Genomic DNA, 16,235 nt, shown 5'->3' on the forward strand with positions numbered 1-16,235 from the left:
GCGCAAGCGCTTTCCTGTTACCGCCCGACTTGCATGTGTTAGGCCTGCCGCCAGCGTTCAATCTGAGCCATGATCAAACTCTTCAATTCAAAGCTTGATGCTCAAAGAATTCACTGCGTAACGCTCTTTTGTTTGGCTAACTTTGTCGGCTTCACTGCGCTACACCTCGCCGTACTGAAGTACTGTCTCGGTGTTGCTCGCTGGCCTTCGCGTTATCCTGCCAAAATAACGTTACTAAATTATTTCGTAATGAATTAACTGTTGTTCACTCTTCAAGACTTTAAAACGTATTTTTTTGTGATACGGTCTTGTGAGTGCCCACACAGATTGTCTGATTAATTGTTAAAGAGCAGGCTGAATTAAAAAATGATATTCTCGTTCAGCCGGGCTGCGTATACTACGCTTTTCGCCCGCAGAGTCAAGCGCTTATTATCGCTTCCTCTGCCCGACCTCACAATGTTTATCAGCGTTGTGTCGGTCAGTGGTGGCGCATTATAGGGCGTTCTTTGGCGCTGGCAAGCGTTTATTTGAAAAAAACTTTTATTTGCGGATTTTTTCAACAAAATGATGATATAAAGAACAAAAAACCTATTTTTTGATGCCTTTAATTGCTTTAGGTAAGTCTGCAAGACTATTTATTATCAAATTAGCCGCTTGTTCAGCTTCAGTGTTAACGGGTTTACCTGTACGAACTAATACCTTAGTGCCAATTTTTGCCAGCGTCGCGACTTGCATATCTTCGAGTTTGTCACCAATCATAAAAGAAGCTGTCATATCGATACCAAGCTCCCTCTGCGCATCCAGCAACATACCCGGCTGCGGTTTACGGCAGTCACAACTCTTCTTATATTGCTCTTCAGTTGCATCTGGGTGATGAGGGCAATAATAGATGCCATCCAAATCCACACCACGGTCTGCTAGCGACCAATCCATCCATTCCGTCAGTTGCAAAAACTGCTCTTCATCGAAAATTCCACGGGCAATACCTGACTGGTTTGTGACTAACACCAGTGCATACCCCATCTTTTTCAATTCAATCATGGCTTCAATGACACCATCGATAAATTGAAAATCATCTATTTCATGTACATAACCATGATCGATATTTATTGTTCCGTCACGATCTAAAAATACGGCAGGAATACCTTGTGTCACCCGATTGCTCCAAAAATGCAAGAAGCCCCCAGTATCGCACGATTTAGCCATGAATGAGAATGCAGCAATTAATTTATTCATAGTTGACTTAGACGTCTAGACACCTTAACATCCGATTTAACAGGTGGTTTGCTTTCTCAAAAATGTTCAAGCTATCAATTTTCAAAATTTTTATAAAAATAAATAAGAATAAAAATGATAAAACTGTTACATATCAATAAAATATTCCAGCAGGGTGCCCGTTCTATTAACGCGCTTTCAGATATCAGCCTGCATGTTCCGCAAGGGCAAATTTACGGTGTTATTGGCTCATCCGGCGCAGGTAAAAGTACACTAATTCGCTGTGTAAATATGCTTGAGCGTCCAACTTCCGGGCAAGTATTGGTTAATGGTCAGGATTTAACTATCTTGTCTGATAGTGATTTAACTCGTGCACGTCGTCGTATCGGCATGATTTTCCAGCACTTCAATTTGCTGTCTTCAAGAACAGTGTTTGGCAACATAGCTTTACCTTTGGAATTGGATAACATTCCAAAGGCCGAAATCAAAAAACGGGTAGACGAGTTATTAGAGCTTGTTGGTCTTAAAGATAAGCATGATGCCTATCCAGCAAATCTCTCTGGCGGACAGAAGCAACGTGTTGCTATTGCCCGTGCCCTAGCTAATTCACCTAAAGTACTTTTATGTGATGAAGCAACCAGCGCTCTAGATCCTGCAACAACTCGTTCTATTCTAGAATTATTGAAAGATATTAATCGCCGTTTGGGGCTAACTATTCTGTTAATTACACATGAAATGGATGTCGTCAAACGTATTTGTGACCAAGTAGCCGTTATCAGTGGCGGACAACTGATTGAACAAGACATTGTTAGTGAAGTATTCTCTCATCCCAAGACACCTATCGCTCAGGCATTTATTCAGTCAACTTTGCATCTGGATGTCCCCGAAGATTATGTACAAAAAATGCAAAGCCACCCAGCACCAAATCTTAGTCCATTATTGAAATTAGAGTTCACCGGTCAATCTGTAGATGCCCCACTGATTTCAATGGCGGTACGTCGTTTTGATATTGATATGAATATATTAAGTTCTCAAATCGACTATGCCGGTGGCGTAAAATTTGGTGTGATGTTAGCAGAATTACACGGTGAAAATGGTGGCGTTGAGTCAACGATTAAATTTTTACAAGATCATCATGTGAAAGTAGAGGTTCTTGGTTATGTCTGAAGGAATGATTTTATTACTGGCTAAAGGCGTCTGGGAAACTCTAGTAATGACTTTTGTTTCTGGTTTCTTTGGCTTCATTATCGGGCTGCCGATAGGTGTATTGCTATATGTCACCCGTCCCGATCAAATTATGGAAAATAGTAAACTCTATCGTTTTCTTTCAGCGGTAGTTAATATTTTCCGTTCTATCCCATTTATTATTTTACTGGTGTGGATGATTCCTTTTACCAGGCTAATTGTGGGAACATCGATCGGTTTACAGGCTGCCATTGTCCCATTAACCATAGGTGCTGCACCATTTATTGCTCGTATGGTGGAAAATGCTTTATTAGAAATTCCATCGGGACTAATTGAAGCTGCTAGAGCCATGGGAGCAACCCCATTCCAGATTATAAAGAAAATTCTGTTACCTGAAGCATTACCTGGTTTGCTCAATGCAGCCACAATTACCCTCATAACTTTAGTCGGTTATTCTGCAATGGGAGGTGCTGTAGGTGCAGGCGGATTAGGCCAGATTGGTTACCAATACGGATATATCGGCTATAATGCAACAGTAATGAATACCGTATTAGTGTTACTGGTTATTTTAGTTTATTTAATTCAATTAAGTGGTGACCATTTAGTTAAGGCCACAACACGTAAATAACAAGATTATTTTAATAGCAGTACCTGTGTCGGTGCTAATAAATCAGTATTCTATAGGGGTAAAGTATGTCTGTTAAATTAAAAACCATCGCAACTATCAGCGCTCTTTTAGGCTCATTAATTCTGTCTGGCTGCGGGCAAGAAAAACAAGATCCAAACCATATTAAAGTAGGCGTTATCGTTGGTGCAGAACAGGAAGTGGCTGAAATTGCAAAAAAAGTCGCTAAAGATAAATATGGTCTTGATGTAGAACTGGTAACCTTTAATGATTTTGTATTGCCAAACGAAGCACTGAGCAAAGGCGATATTGATCTGAATGCATACCAGCACAAACCCTATATGGATCAGCAAATCAAAGATCGTGGTTATAAGATGGTCACAGTTGGCAACTCTTTTGTTTATCCAATTGCGGGTTATTCCAAAAAAATTAAATCTCTGGATGAATTGCAGGATGGTTCCCAAATTGCGTTACCAAACGATCCAACGAACTTAGGCCGCTCTTTATTACTGTTGCAGAAACAAGGTTTAATTAAATTGAAAGATGGCATAGGCTTATTACCAACGGTTCTAGACGTTGTTGAAAATCCTAAGAATTTAAAACTAGTCGAATTGGAAGCACCACAATTGCCACGTTCACTGGATGATCAAAAAATTGCTCTGGCAATCATTAATACAACCTATGCAAGCCAGATTGGTCTGACTCCAGCAAAAGATGGTTTATTTGTTGAAGATAAAGATTCTCCCTATGTAAACCTACTGGTTAGTAGAGAAGATAATAAAGATGCTGAAAATGTTAAGAAATTCGTTAAGGCATATCAATCAGACGAAGTTGATGAAGCTGCCAATAAGATCTTTAATGGTGGCGCAGTGAAAGGTTGGTAATCTTTCATATTACGTTCATCGATATTAGAATAATCAGGCGGACAGGTTGTCCGCCTGATTTATTATGGCATCATGTTTTCGGTATTTTTTGTTAACCTGATCGATTCGCTTAACTCTAACAGTAAAAATTCGAGGATCTATCATGCGTAGGCTACTTGCCTCTTTACTAGCACTGTCCATAACTGGATGTTCAGTACAACAAACAACATTTCCTGACTCTTCCCAGTTATCAGATATGAGGCACACAAAACTATCAACCGGAGAGAAAAAACATTTCTCTTCATCCGTAAAGTTATATACCAAGAGTGAAGAATTATTAGGTGTCTTATTTAAAGATTTAGGGATTGTTTCTGGTCAATCGTGTCGTAGTTCCTTACAGGATCCACCAGCAAATATCACCGTGGCTCGCAACCAGATGATAACCAAAGCAGCTTATTTGAATGCTAACGCTGTTTTATTGCATCAATGCGAAATATTATCAGGCCAAGGATGCTACCAGATAGCAATATGTGAAGGCTCAGCCCTGCTTATCACCCAATGACCGATTTCCATTTCACGCAGATAGGGGTTATCCACTCCCCTTATAAAGAAAAATTTGCCGTTCCCCGCCAACCAGGTCTTATTGAAGATGGTGGAGGGAAACTGGTACTTCTTCCTCCCTATAATCAACCGGATGCAGTTCGTGGTCTGGAACAATTTAGTCATCTGTGGGTTATTTTCATCTTCCATCAAACAATAGAAGGCGGCTGGAAGCCAATGGTGCGTCCTCCTCGTTTAGGTGGCAATGCAAAAATGGGCGTATTCGCAACCCGCTCGACTTTTCGGCCTAATCCAATTGGCATGTCTCTGATTGAACTTAGAGGGATCGAATACAGGAAAGGTCGAGTTACTCTGGAACTGGGTAGCCTGGATTTAATTGATGGTACGCCTGTTATCGATATTAAGCCTTATCTACCTTTCGCTGAATGTCAGCCTCATGCAATGGCGGGTTTTGCGCAGCAAGCCCCTTCTACCGATATGGAAGTGGTATTTTCGCCTACCGCTGAGCAACAGCTAATCTCAATTCAAAATATTTATCCAAATTTACGCCGTTTTATCAGTCAAGTTTTAGCCCAGGATCCTCGTCCTGCTTACCGGAGAAGAGAACAGGAAAATCGGGAGTATGCTGCTCATTTACTGGATTTTAATGTGCGCTGGAAAATATGTGGCACATTGACCGAAGTGGTCTCTATAGATCCCCATTAAAAATCAGCATATACCCTTTTGGCATCTTAAACTCACTGGTAGACTAAAGGCTTATTTTCGTTTTTTTATTGGCTGGCAAATTTCTGCCAGTCAGAAGCAATTTGCTGCTCTAATGGAACCTAACAATGCGTACTAGCCAATATCTGCTCTCTACATTAAAAGAGACTCCTGCCGATGCGGAGGTTGTCAGCCATAAGCTGATGCTTCGTGCGGGCATGATCCGTAAGCTCGCTTCAGGTCTGTACAATTGGATGCCTACAGGTATCCGTGTACTCAAAAAAGTCGAAAAAATTGTTCGAGAAGAGATGAACAATACCGGAGCGATTGAAATATCTATGCCTGTCGTACAACCGGCAGATCTATGGCAAGAAAGTGGCCGCTGGGAACAATATGGTCCAGAGTTACTGCGTTTTGTTGACCGAGGTGATCGTCCTTTTGTACTAGGTCCAACTCATGAAGAGGTCATCACTGATCTGATCCGCAATGAAGTCAGCTCATATAAGCAGTTACCCCTGACTCTATTCCAGATCCAGACTAAATTTCGCGATGAAGTTCGCCCTCGTTTTGGCGTGATGCGCTCCCGTGAATTCCTAATGAAAGATGCTTACTCTTTCCATGCTACCCAAGCATCATTACAAGAAACTTATGACAACATGTATGAAGCCTACAGCAAAATTTTTACCCGTATAGGTTTGGATTTTCGTGCTGTTCTGGCTGATACCGGTTCCATCGGTGGTAGTGCTTCTCATGAATTTCAGGTTCTGGCAGCCAGTGGAGAAGATGATATCGTCTTCTCCACTGAATCCAATTACGCAGCCAATATTGAATTAGCTGAAGCTGTTGCCCCCGCTCATGATCGCGCAGTACCAACAAAAGAGATGCATCTGGTAGATACTCCAAACGTAAAAACAATTGCTGAACTGGTTGAGCAATTCAATCTGCCAATTGAGAAAACAGTTAAAACCCTGATGGTTCACGCAGCAGAAGGAACGAGTCATAAATTGATCGCCTTACTGGTTCGCGGCGACCATGAACTTAATGAAATCAAAGCAGAGAAATTATCTCTAGTTGCCAGCCCACTGGCTTTTGCCACCGAAGAAGAAATTCGCTCAATTGTTGGTGCAGGCCCAGGTTCATTGGGACCTGTCAATCTGCCAATACCCGTTATTATTGATCGCAGTGTGGCAGTGATGAGTGATTTTGGCGCAGGTGCCAATATCGATGACAAACACTATTTCGGTATCAACTGGGAACGCGATCTACCGGTACCAGAAGTTGCTGATATCCGTAATGTTGTTGAAGGTGATGCCAGCCCGGATGGTAAAGGTACATTACTCATCAAACGTGGTATTGAAGTGGGCCATATCTTCCAGCTTGGCACCAAATATTCTGATGCCATGAAAGCGACTGTTCAAGGCGAAGACGGCCACAATCAGATAGTCACTATGGGCTGTTATGGTATTGGCGTCACTCGTATTGTCGCCGCAGCGATTGAACAAAATCACGATGACAGCGGTATCATCTGGCCTGATGCAATTGCACCATTCCAAGTTGCTATTTTGCCAATGAATATGCACAAGTCATACCGTGTTAAAGAAGTTGCAGAGAAACTGTATGCCGATCTACGCGCTAGCGGTATTGATGTTATTTTTGATGATCGCAAGGAACGCCCAGGCGTGATGTTTGCCGATATGGAGCTTATCGGTGTACCACACACTGTCGTTATTGGTGACCGTAATCTTGATAATGGCGAAGTAGAATATAAACATCGCCGCGATGATGAAAAACAGATGCTGAAACTAGACGATGTTGTTGATTACCTGAAGCAACAACTTGGTTGTTAATTAGGATTTTTCAGTCACTTATTGAATAGTATGGTGATAATGGTCATGTCGCAACAGAGGATTTTACGCTTCTTAGCCCATTATCACCATTCATACTGAAGCTAAAATTATTTCTTCATATTACAAGATTTCGATTTATCGAAATGGATTTTACCCGTCTGAATCAGGGCAGGATCAAATTGCCCATCTTCCATTGAAGGACGGACGCTGTAATAGCCTTCAACTTCAACATAAACCGGCGTTCCACCTTCCACACCGACTTGATGATAGCCTTGCTCCAAATCCAGACTTTCCGTTACAGCATACCGCTTACCTGTACTACAATCTGTAAACAAAGCAGCATCAGCCATATAACTGTATTCACCCGCCAGTTTCTTCGGTTTTACCCGTTGCAGTTCATAATTGAATGATGATTCAATTTTATTGCCTTCAATATCCAGCATTACCAAGTTTTCACCTTTCAACAGATAATAAGATTTCTGGTCGTCTGATTTTGTCAGGCGAATTTTCTCTCCATCTTTAGCCCATAGACCGGATTCAAAGAACGACTGGTCACCATCACGAGCGCCAATATAAGTTTGTTCCAGAATATAAGTACCGTCATTATCCAATAACAGTGTGGTATCAATACCAGAACAATCAGCGCAAGGAAGAGCACCATGAAAAGTCTGATCTACTGGCTGTGAACTCATTTGCTGTGCTGAGTTACCTTTACATCCCATCAAAGCAGATACGCCCACAGCAACTAACGCTGTCAAAAGTTTTTTATTCACATTTATCTCCACACAGTATAGTGAGTTCTATAATTCTCATCTTATAAGTAACACAAGGAACATAGCGATTATTCAAGCTTAATAGCGTAAATACTGTCCTTCTTAAGGATGTTACTCAATAATAGCAAAATAATGTGGGCCGATTTTAATACTTCTGTCAGGAACTTGCTGTGAAATAAGACTTTTATTTACTTACTGTTCAGAATGAATAACCAAAGTTATTCATTAATCACGATTGATTTCCTGTGCTATAGTCATTAATAGTGCTTTTGAGTTACAATTTTTAACAACCACGGGCGGCAATAACCGCCACTAACCATAGTGGTGAGCGAATATGTCTATAAATACTGAATATCAACCAATTAACTGTGACGACTACGACAATCTTGAGTCAACTTGCCAACATCAGCTCCACCTCCACATAAAGTTGCGGGGTGGGGAAGTTATTGAAGGAAAAGCCTGTGATTTGGTTTTAAGAAAAAAAGTTGAATACTTGATAATTGAAACAGAAGGTAAACCCCGTGAATTGCGGTTAGATCATATTGCTAGTTTCAGTCACCCTAAAATTGGCACTATTATTATTGAACACTCTGAATCTTGATAGAAAACAGCCGCCTTTGGCGGCTTAACTTTTTATTTTAACAGCGTTTTATGCCAGTTAATTGTTAACATCTCTCTTCCTTCTACCGCTTCACTTTCCTTGGTAACAAAAATACCTAACGCCGCTATCAATTGTTCGTTGTAATAAAGCAATGGAATTCGCTCTCTAAGCCACGGAGCAACCCCAAGCTCTTGCCACAATTTTTTACTATGCCGGGAGTGTTGACGCCCCACAATACTTATCATTCCCTGGACACCAAAGCGAATAGTCACTCGTTCATTATCAGCCGGGACCCTTACTTGAATACCGCAATCAGAAATATTCAATTCTCCTAAGCGATCAGGTAATACCAAAGTATTGCAAATATCCCACTCAAGAATAGTCTCTCTCAAAGATTGCCACTGAGGAACCAACCAGAGTTTTTGCTTATAACGGCGTACATCATATTTACCAAATTGTAGCCGAGGCTCAGCATCAGTACGAGCCAGAGCCACCTCATACCAAAGCCGGTTAAGCTGCTCTCGTGAAGGCATTTTCATTTCATGGTAACCAAACCAACGGCGTAACAAAGCATTTCGTTTGGCTTCTGAACATACAGCCAAAGACGAAATACCCAAAGCACCATCTTGGGTTATCAGCTCTTTCAAAGACTCATTCAGTAATTCATCTAGAAGCTGTTCTTGTTCACCACATAAACTTGCACTACGAGCAGCAACTTGAGGGAAATGCGGCCAACGTTGATTTAGTAACGGCATAATATGTAAGCGCAGAAAATTTCTGTCATAACGATCATCTTGATTACTGTCGTCTTCAATCCAATCCAGACGATGTTTACTGGCATACATTTCCAATTCATTCCGGCTATAGTCAAGTAATGGACGTAACAATAATGTATCAGCAAATACAGCGATTGAAGGCATAGAAGCAAGACCTGCCGGACCACTACCTCGCTTTAATGCCAGTAAAAAAGTTTCCGCCTGATCATCAAGATGTTGAGCTGTTACCAAAACTTCGTCTTTTTGTAATTCGCGCTTGAATACCTGATATCGAGCATCACGAGCAGCAGCCTCAATCCCCTTTTGACGAGCATCTATCGTTACTCTTGCAGAATGAAACTCCACTTGCCAGTCATCACAGATCAGCTGACAATGTTCAATCCACTGATCTGCTTTTAGGTTTAAACCGTGGTGAATATGTATTGCCCTTAGTTGAATTTCCTGATTATGTTGATTACGCCAATTAACCAACAAATGAAGCAAAACCGAGGAATCTAACCCACCACTGAATCCAACCAGGATTTTCTTATATTCACCAAGCTGTTTAGCCAAAGTGACAAATAGTCTCTCATTAATGTTTGTCATTACAGATTCAAGCGTTCTCTAATGTGCAATAATATGAATTTGTTATCGCCTATTTTATTCAGTTTAAGATCACTACCCGTTAATAAGGTTTTCCGTCACTTTCATTAAAAATACAAAATAAATAAAGAAAGCAGAAACAGTAGGGGATGGAAGTAGCTGAAATTTATCAGTTACAATCATTTCCATCCCTCCATTCAAACAATGAGTTCAGATATCAACAATAACCATATTGCATCAAACGCTGATATCGGCGATTGATTAACTCTTCAGATGTCAAATGATCAAGCTCTGCCAGGTCAATCAACAACTGAGCTTTCAACGACGTGGATATTGCTTCATAGTCACGATGAGCGCCACCTAATGGCTCTAAAATCACAGAATCGATCAATTCCAGTTCTTTCAAACGAGGTGCAGTTATCCCCATTGCTTCTGCCGCCAAAGGTGCTTTTTCCGCGCTTTTCCACAAAATTGAGGCACAACCTTCTGGGGAGATAACAGAATAAGTACTATATTGCAACATATTCACTTTATCACCAACACCAATCGCCAGTGCTCCACCAGAGCCACCTTCACCAATCACAGTACAAATAACAGGCACAGACAGACGGGACATTTCACGCAAGTTGCGAGCTATCGCCTCAGATTGACCACGCTCTTCTGCACCAACCCCTGGATATGCACCAGGAGTATCAATGAAAGTAATAATTGGCAGTTTAAAACGCTCGGCCATTTCCATCAGGCGCAAAGCCTTACGATAACCTTCTGGCGCTGGCATACCGAAATTACGGCGAATTTTTTCTTTGGTTTCACGGCCTTTTTGGTGACCAATCACCATCACTGGACGTCCATCAATACGAGCCAGCCCACCTACAATTGCTTTGTCATCAGCATAAGCACGATCACCAGCAAGCTCGTCAAAATCAGTAAAAATATGCTGAACATAGTCCAACGTATAAGGACGACGTGGGTGACGAGCAAGCTGAGCAATTTGCCAGGCACCTAAATCTGAAAAAATTTTGCGAGTCAATTCCAGACTTTTTTCCCGCAAACGTTGTATTTCTTCATCCAGATTTATATCTAATTTTTCACCTTGACGGCTAACTGCGGTTAGCGAATCAATTTTCGCTTCCAGCTCGGCAATCGGCTGTTCAAATTCAAGAAAATTCAGACTCATAACATTCCTAATTTTAGTCAAATTCTAATTCTACCTGCTCATTACCCAGCAGAGTTCGCAAATCTGTCAGAAGGTTATCCGTTGGCGTTACCCTCCACGTCGCGCCAAATCTTAAACGGGCGCGGGCGTCTTCCCTCTGGTAATAAAGATGAACCGGTATCGTTCCCGAACGATGTGGTTCCAATGCACTACGAAGACGGCTCAACAATTGATCATCAATTTGCCTGTCTGACAGCGAGATAGCAAGCCCACGCGCATATTTTTCACGCGCTTCACTAATATCCATTAATTCACGGGCTGTCATTTTAAGACCGCCATTGAAATCATCAAAGCTGACCTGACCTGTAACGATTAATATCCGGTCTTGTTCTAGCAAATGCCGATATTTCTCCAAGGCATCGGAAAATAACATAACTTCTAGACGTCCTGAACGATCATCTAAAGTACAAATACCAATCCGGTTACCTCGTTTGGTTATAATCACTTTGGATGCTAACACCAAACCTATCACAGTCGTTACTTGACCGCGCGGGGTTGGATTCACATCTTTTAACCTCAATCCACTAGTATAGCGCTCAATTTCTTTTAAATAACGGGTGATAGGATGCCCAGTTAAATAGAGACCCAGTGTTTCCCGTTCACCATCAAGAACAATCTGTTCCGGCCATTGAGAAATATTGGCATAAGAGCGTTCCACTTCTTCTGGCGCTTCAGCTAATACACCAAACATATCAGTCTGACCAGTAGCTTCTGCTTTAGCATGTTGATCTGCCGCTTTTAGCGCATCTTCCAACGAGGACATCAGTGCTGCACGGTGCGGCCCTAAACGGTCAAATGCCCCTGACATGATCAGTTTTTCCATCACTCGGCGATTTAACTTCTTGGTGTCAACGCGGGCACATAAATCAAACAGTTCTCTAAAATAACCATCTTTCTGACGAGCTTCGATGATCGCTTCAATCGGCCCTTCACCTACCCCTTTAATTGCGCCGATTCCATATACGATCTCCCCATCATCATTAACGTGGAAATGATACAAACCACTATTAATATCAGGTGGTAAGATTTTCAGCCCCATGCGCCAGCATTCATCAATCAACCCAACGACTTTTTCTGTATTATCCATATCAGCAGTCATCACCGCAGCCATGAATTCAGCCGGGTAATGCGCTTTCAACCATAAAGTCTGGTAAGAAACCAAGGCATACGCAGCAGAGTGAGATTTGTTAAATCCATAACCGGCAAACTTCTCTACTAGGTCAAAGATTTTCATTGCCAGTTCGCCATTAACACCCAGTTTCTTTGCACCTTCTTCAAAGACAGAACGCTGCTTAGCCATCTCCTCCGGCTTTTTCTTACCCATCGCCCGTCGGAGCATATCTGCACCACCGAGAGTATATCCCGCCAGCACCTGAGCAATCTGCATCACTTGTTCTTGATAAAGGATGATGCCGTAAGTTGGCTCCAACACAGGCTGTAAAGATTCGTGCTGCCACTGTATATCTGGGTATGAGAGCTCTTCCCGGCCATGTTTGCGATCAATGAAATTATCCACCATGCCTGATTGCAAGGGACCTGGACGGAATAAAGCGACAAGTGCGATCATATCTTCGAAGCAGTCGGGACGCAGACGTTTAATCAGATCCTTCATACCACGGGATTCAAGCTGAAATACCGCTGTTGTTTCAGCGCGTTGCAACATATCAAAGCTTTTAGCATCGTTCAGCGGAATCGCTGCAATATCAATCGGCTCTAGACCTTTCTTCGCTCTACGCGCGTTGATCATCTCCAATGCCCAGTTGATAATGGTCAGTGTCCTCAGTCCGAGGAAGTCAAATTTCACCAACCCTGCATATTCCACATCGTTTTTATCAAACTGAGTAACCGGGTTCAAACCTTCCGGGTCACAATAGAGAGGCGAAAAATCGGTGATCTTAGTTGGGGCGATAACTACCCCACCCGCATGTTTCCCTGCATTACGAGTGACACCTTCCAATTTACGCGCCATATCTATCAGTGCTTTAACTTCCTCATCCGCTTCATAGATTTCAGGAAGTTGTGGCTCCGCGGCAAATGCTTTCTCCAACGTCATACCGGGATCAAGCGGTATCAATTTGGAAATCCTATCAACAAATCCGTATGGATGCCCTAGCACACGGCCAACATCCCGAATTACCGCTTTCGCTGCCATTGTACCGAATGTAATGATCTGAGATACGGCATTACGACCATACATATCAGCCACATGATCAATCACTAGATCGCGTTTTTCCATACAAAAATCGACGTCAAAATCGGGCATGGAAACACGTTCAGGGTTAAGGAATCGTTCAAATAGCAGATCAAATTCCAAAGGATCGAGATCGGTTATTTTTAGGGCATAAGCCACCAGAGAACCTGCTCCCGAACCACGCCCTGGACCAACAGGAACACCGTTGTCTTTCGACCACTGAATGAATTCCATCACGATCAGGAAGTAGCCCGGGAATCCCATCTGGTTGATAACCCGAAGTTCAATATCGAGTCTCTCATCATATTCAGGACGTTTTTCTGCGCGTACTTTAGGATCCGGATAGAGAAATGCTAAACGTTCTTCCAACCCTTGTTTAGATCTATCTATCAGATAATCTTCAGTACTCATTTCTCCCGTAGGGAATTGCGGCAGGAAATATTCACCAAGGCGAATAGTGACATTACAGCGCTTAGCAATTTCTACACTGTTTTCCAGCGCTTCAGGAATATCAGCGAATAGCTCACACATTTCCTGTTCACTACGCAGATATTGCTGAGGACTGTAATTTTTCGGACGTTTAGGGTCAGCCAAGGTATAGCCATCATGAATCGCTACGCGAATCTCATGAGCATCGAAATCTTCGCTATCAATGAAACAAACCTCATTAGTTGCAACAACAGGCAGGCTTTTTTCCGTTGCCAATGCAACCGCCGCATGAAGATAACTTTCTTCATCTGCACGGCCAGTACGAATCAGCTCCAAATAATAACAGCCGGGAAAATGTTCCTGATAAAACTCAAGGCATTGGTCCACCATAGCCTGATTACCACGTAACAGGAATTTACCCACATCCCCCATACGACCACCGGAGAGCAGAATTAGCCCTTCTTTATGGTTTATCAGCCATTCCTGTTTAATTGTCGGACCAATCGCACCATATCCCTTCTGATAAGCCTCTGATATCAGCAATGTCAGGTTATGGTAACCCGTATTATTGCGCGCAAGAATGGTCAGGCTAGCGTGCTCATCACCAAGCAGTTCACTTTCTACATAAAAATCAGCACCAATAATCGGTTTTATTCCTGCTCCATGAGCACTGCCGTAAAATCTCACCAGTCCACACAAATTAGTAAAATCAGTGATCGCAAAAGCCGGCATACCTAATTGCGCAACCTTTTTCACTAAAGGGCTGGTTTTGGCTAAGCCATCAATCATTGAATAGTCGCTGTGAACACGTAAGTGCACAAAACGGGGTTCGGCCATATATTTATCCAGATGATATTAATTTGAAGAATAGCTATATTCAGTCAACAAGTTTATTTAAGGCCAATTGCTCTCTTAACCGGCGCAAAACTTTTACGATGATGTTCTGTCGCTCCCAACCGAACCAACTTTTCTAAATGAAATGCCGTCGGGTAGCCTTTATGCTTAGCAAATCCATATTCGGGAAACAGTTGATCAAGTTCAGCCATTTCCCGATCTCTGGTAACTTTCGCCACAATAGAAGCGGCACTGATTTCAGCAACCAGTCCATCGCCTTTTATCACCGCTTGTGCCGGCATAGGCAATTTAGGGCAACGGTTACCATCAATCAGCACATATTCAGGAGAAATAGGCAAATTAGCCACAGCCCTTTGCATCGCAAGCATAGTTGCATGCAGGATATTCAATTGATCAATTTCTGCCGGCTCTGCACGCCCCAAGCTCCAGCACAATGCTTTTTCTGTGATCTCCAGATACAGTGCCTCGCGGCGTTTTTCACTAAGTTTTTTAGAATCAGCCAAACCAACTATCGGCTGTAATGGATCTAAAATAACAGCCGCAGTCACAACCGCCCCCACTAATGGACCTCGACCAACTTCATCAACTCCAGCAATCAAACTTGCCTGAGGATATATAAATTCCATCATTTTCCTGCCAATTCCAACACGGCTTGTGCTGCCTGTTCATCAGCATTACAACGAATGCTTTCATGCAAATGTAAAAATGTCTGTTTCAATACTTCAACTTTTTCACTGCCTTGTAGTAACGGCAACAACTCATCTGCCAGTTTTTGCGGCTGACATTTTTCCTGCAATAATTCTTTAACTAACTCTTCACCGGATAATAAGTTAGGCAATGAAACATAAGGCGTTTTTACCAGGCGTTTTGCCAACCAGAAAGTCAATGGCTTCATCCGATAACCAACTACCATTGGACATTTTGCCAACATACATTCCAGAGCAGCAGTACCTGAGGCCAAAAGTGCAGCATCACTTGCGATCATGATTTCTCTCGCTTTGCCATCCACAAGATGAACATTCAGCTCTGGCGCAACTTCTTGCTTAATGCGCTCAAATTGTTCACGCCGTTTAGCATTCACCAACGGCACAAATACATGCAGATCAGGTATGTTTCGCTTCAATAACTGAGCAGTTTTAAGAAAATCCGCACTCAGCATCTCAACCTCAGAATGGCGACTCCCCGGCAATAAAGCCAAGCAAATAGACTCTGGCAGAATACCTAATAGCTCACGTGCCGTCACTTTATTGGGTTGCAATGGCATAGCATCCGCCATGGTATGTCCAATAAACCGGCACGGAACATTAAACTTATCGTAAAACGCTTTTTCAAAAGGTAAAAAAGCCAGAACCATATCTGTGGCTTTACCAATTTTGAAAACACGTTTCTGCCGCCAAGCCCATACCGACGGACTAACATAATGAATGGTGCGGATGCCCCGCTGTTTTAACCGACCTTCTAGAGTAATATTGAAATCCGGCGCATCAATGCCCACAAACACATCAGGTTTTAGTTCCGTGAAACGGGTTGTCAGATCCTTACGTATTTTCAGTAAACGAGGCAAACGTTCGAGAACTTCGACAACCCCCATTACTGCTAGCTCTTCCATCTCATACCAAGCTTCACAACCTTCAGCCTGCATAAGAGGGCCTGCCACACCAACAAAACGGGCATTAGGTACTTTAGCTTTTAATGCACGAATTAAACCTGCTCCAAGGATATCACCGGAGGTTTCTCCGGCGATTAATCCAATAGTCAACGGACGCAGACTATCAATAGAAGAAATGGTAGCCAAAGGGGTATCCTTCATCTAC

The 16,235-nt window shown here is 42.5% G+C and carries 14 protein-coding genes and 1 rRNA gene; 7 read left to right on the plus strand and 8 right to left on the minus strand.

Going from position 1 to position 16,235, the window contains the following annotated elements; translation table 11 throughout:
• Positions 1 to 89: ribosomal RNA gene (locus ACGF5R_RS01100) — 16S ribosomal RNA — on the minus strand; the annotation flags it as partial.
• Positions 90 to 588: 499 nt separating this feature from the next.
• Entirely contained in the window at positions 589 to 1,155 is a 567-nt protein-coding gene (gene gmhB / locus ACGF5R_RS01105) for a D-glycero-beta-D-manno-heptose 1,7-bisphosphate 7-phosphatase (RefSeq protein WP_112879168.1), read from the minus strand.
• A 195-nt stretch (positions 1,156 to 1,350) separates the two neighbouring features.
• Here gmhB and metN point away from each other — a divergent pair, with 195 nt between their 5' ends.
• The 6 genes from metN to proS all read left to right on the plus strand — a co-directional run bounded on the left by metN (position 1,351) and on the right by proS (position 6,998).
• Positions 1,351 to 2,382: a methionine ABC transporter ATP-binding protein MetN gene (gene metN / locus ACGF5R_RS01110; protein WP_262981335.1), complete on the plus strand. Its 1,032-nt coding sequence runs from the start codon at positions 1,351 to 1,353 to the stop codon at positions 2,380 to 2,382.
• On the plus strand, positions 2,375 to 3,028 hold the full coding sequence (locus ACGF5R_RS01115) for a methionine ABC transporter permease MetI (protein ID WP_112879164.1): 654 nt from the start codon (positions 2,375 to 2,377) through the stop codon (positions 3,026 to 3,028). The genes metN and ACGF5R_RS01115 overlap by 8 nt, the downstream gene beginning before the upstream one ends.
• Before the next feature lie 65 nt (positions 3,029 to 3,093).
• On the plus strand, positions 3,094 to 3,909 hold the full coding sequence (locus ACGF5R_RS01120) for a MetQ/NlpA family lipoprotein (RefSeq protein WP_262981336.1): 816 nt from the start codon (positions 3,094 to 3,096) through the stop codon (positions 3,907 to 3,909).
• Between the two features lie 142 nt (positions 3,910 to 4,051).
• Entirely contained in the window at positions 4,052 to 4,450 is a 399-nt protein-coding gene (rcsF, locus tag ACGF5R_RS01125) for an Rcs stress response system protein RcsF (protein ID WP_112879162.1), read from the plus strand.
• Positions 4,447 to 5,154, plus strand: coding sequence for a tRNA (N6-threonylcarbamoyladenosine(37)-N6)-methyltransferase TrmO (gene tsaA, locus ACGF5R_RS01130; RefSeq protein WP_112879161.1), 708 nt, complete (start codon positions 4,447 to 4,449; stop codon positions 5,152 to 5,154). Before rcsF ends, tsaA begins: the two co-directional genes overlap by 4 nt.
• A 125-nt stretch (positions 5,155 to 5,279) precedes the next feature.
• Positions 5,280 to 6,998 (plus strand): proline--tRNA ligase, encoded by a 1,719-nt coding sequence (gene proS / locus ACGF5R_RS01135; protein ID WP_387689309.1) that lies wholly within the window; start codon positions 5,280 to 5,282, stop codon positions 6,996 to 6,998.
• Positions 6,999 to 7,105: 107 nt separating this feature from the next.
• Here the strand turns inward: proS and nlpE are convergent, their stop codons facing one another.
• The gene (gene nlpE, locus ACGF5R_RS01140; protein ID WP_112879159.1) at positions 7,106 to 7,771 is read right to left on the minus strand and encodes an envelope stress response activation lipoprotein NlpE; all 666 of its coding nucleotides are present in this window, start codon (positions 7,769 to 7,771) and stop codon (positions 7,106 to 7,108) included.
• 334 nt (positions 7,772 to 8,105) lie between these two features.
• Between nlpE and rof the strand changes: the two genes are divergently transcribed.
• Entirely contained in the window at positions 8,106 to 8,372 is a 267-nt protein-coding gene (gene rof, locus ACGF5R_RS01145) for a Rho-binding antiterminator (protein ID WP_112879158.1), read from the plus strand.
• Positions 8,373 to 8,404: 32 nt separating this feature from the next.
• Here the strand turns inward: rof and tilS are convergent, their stop codons facing one another.
• From tilS to lpxB, 5 genes are all read right to left on the minus strand, one after another.
• On the minus strand, positions 8,405 to 9,733 hold the full coding sequence (tilS, locus tag ACGF5R_RS01150) for a tRNA lysidine(34) synthetase TilS (protein ID WP_387689312.1): 1,329 nt from the start codon (positions 9,731 to 9,733) through the stop codon (positions 8,405 to 8,407).
• A 214-nt stretch (positions 9,734 to 9,947) separates the two neighbouring features.
• Positions 9,948 to 10,907: an acetyl-CoA carboxylase carboxyl transferase subunit alpha gene (accA, locus tag ACGF5R_RS01155; protein WP_387689315.1), complete on the minus strand. Its 960-nt coding sequence runs from the start codon at positions 10,905 to 10,907 to the stop codon at positions 9,948 to 9,950.
• Positions 10,908 to 10,920: 13 nt separating this feature from the next.
• Positions 10,921 to 14,403, minus strand: coding sequence for a DNA polymerase III subunit alpha (gene dnaE / locus ACGF5R_RS01160; RefSeq protein WP_112879155.1), 3,483 nt, complete (start codon positions 14,401 to 14,403; stop codon positions 10,921 to 10,923).
• A gap of 53 nt (positions 14,404 to 14,456) precedes the next feature.
• Positions 14,457 to 15,050: a ribonuclease HII gene (rnhB, locus tag ACGF5R_RS01165; protein WP_112879154.1), complete on the minus strand. Its 594-nt coding sequence runs from the start codon at positions 15,048 to 15,050 to the stop codon at positions 14,457 to 14,459.
• A complete protein-coding gene (lpxB, locus tag ACGF5R_RS01170; protein WP_112879153.1) occupies positions 15,047 to 16,231 on the minus strand; it encodes a lipid-A-disaccharide synthase in 1,185 nt (394 codons plus the stop codon). The genes rnhB and lpxB overlap by 4 nt, the downstream gene beginning before the upstream one ends.
• Between the last annotated feature and the right edge of the window lie 4 nt (positions 16,232 to 16,235).

Origin of the sequence: Photorhabdus sp. RM71S, assembly GCF_042879355.1 — a bacterium.
GTDB lineage: Bacteria > Pseudomonadota > Gammaproteobacteria > Enterobacterales > Enterobacteriaceae > Photorhabdus > Photorhabdus kayaii.

What these genes read in the sequence shown, in the direction of transcription:
- dnaE (WP_112879155.1), bottom strand. Translation starts at nt 14,403, where the DNA reads ATGGCCGAACCCCGTTTTGTGCACTTACGTGTTCACAGCGACTATTCA.
- tsaA (WP_112879161.1), top strand. Translation starts at nt 4,447, where the DNA reads ATGACCGATTTCCATTTCACGCAGATAGGGGTTATCCACTCCCCTTAT.
- rof (WP_112879158.1), top strand. Translation starts at nt 8,106, where the DNA reads ATGTCTATAAATACTGAATATCAACCAATTAACTGTGACGACTACGAC.
- rcsF (WP_112879162.1), top strand. Translation starts at nt 4,052, where the DNA reads ATGCGTAGGCTACTTGCCTCTTTACTAGCACTGTCCATAACTGGATGT.
- lpxB (WP_112879153.1), bottom strand. Translation starts at nt 16,231, where the DNA reads ATGAAGGATACCCCTTTGGCTACCATTTCTTCTATTGATAGTCTGCGT.
- ACGF5R_RS01120 (WP_262981336.1), top strand. Translation starts at nt 3,094, where the DNA reads ATGTCTGTTAAATTAAAAACCATCGCAACTATCAGCGCTCTTTTAGGC.
- tilS (WP_387689312.1), bottom strand. Translation starts at nt 9,733, where the DNA reads ATGACAAACATTAATGAGAGACTATTTGTCACTTTGGCTAAACAGCTT.
- metN (WP_262981335.1), top strand. Translation starts at nt 1,351, where the DNA reads ATGATAAAACTGTTACATATCAATAAAATATTCCAGCAGGGTGCCCGT.
- proS (WP_387689309.1), top strand. Translation starts at nt 5,280, where the DNA reads ATGCGTACTAGCCAATATCTGCTCTCTACATTAAAAGAGACTCCTGCC.
- accA (WP_387689315.1), bottom strand. Translation starts at nt 10,907, where the DNA reads ATGAGTCTGAATTTTCTTGAATTTGAACAGCCGATTGCCGAGCTGGAA.
- ACGF5R_RS01115 (WP_112879164.1), top strand. Translation starts at nt 2,375, where the DNA reads ATGTCTGAAGGAATGATTTTATTACTGGCTAAAGGCGTCTGGGAAACT.
- rnhB (WP_112879154.1), bottom strand. Translation starts at nt 15,050, where the DNA reads ATGATGGAATTTATATATCCTCAGGCAAGTTTGATTGCTGGAGTTGAT.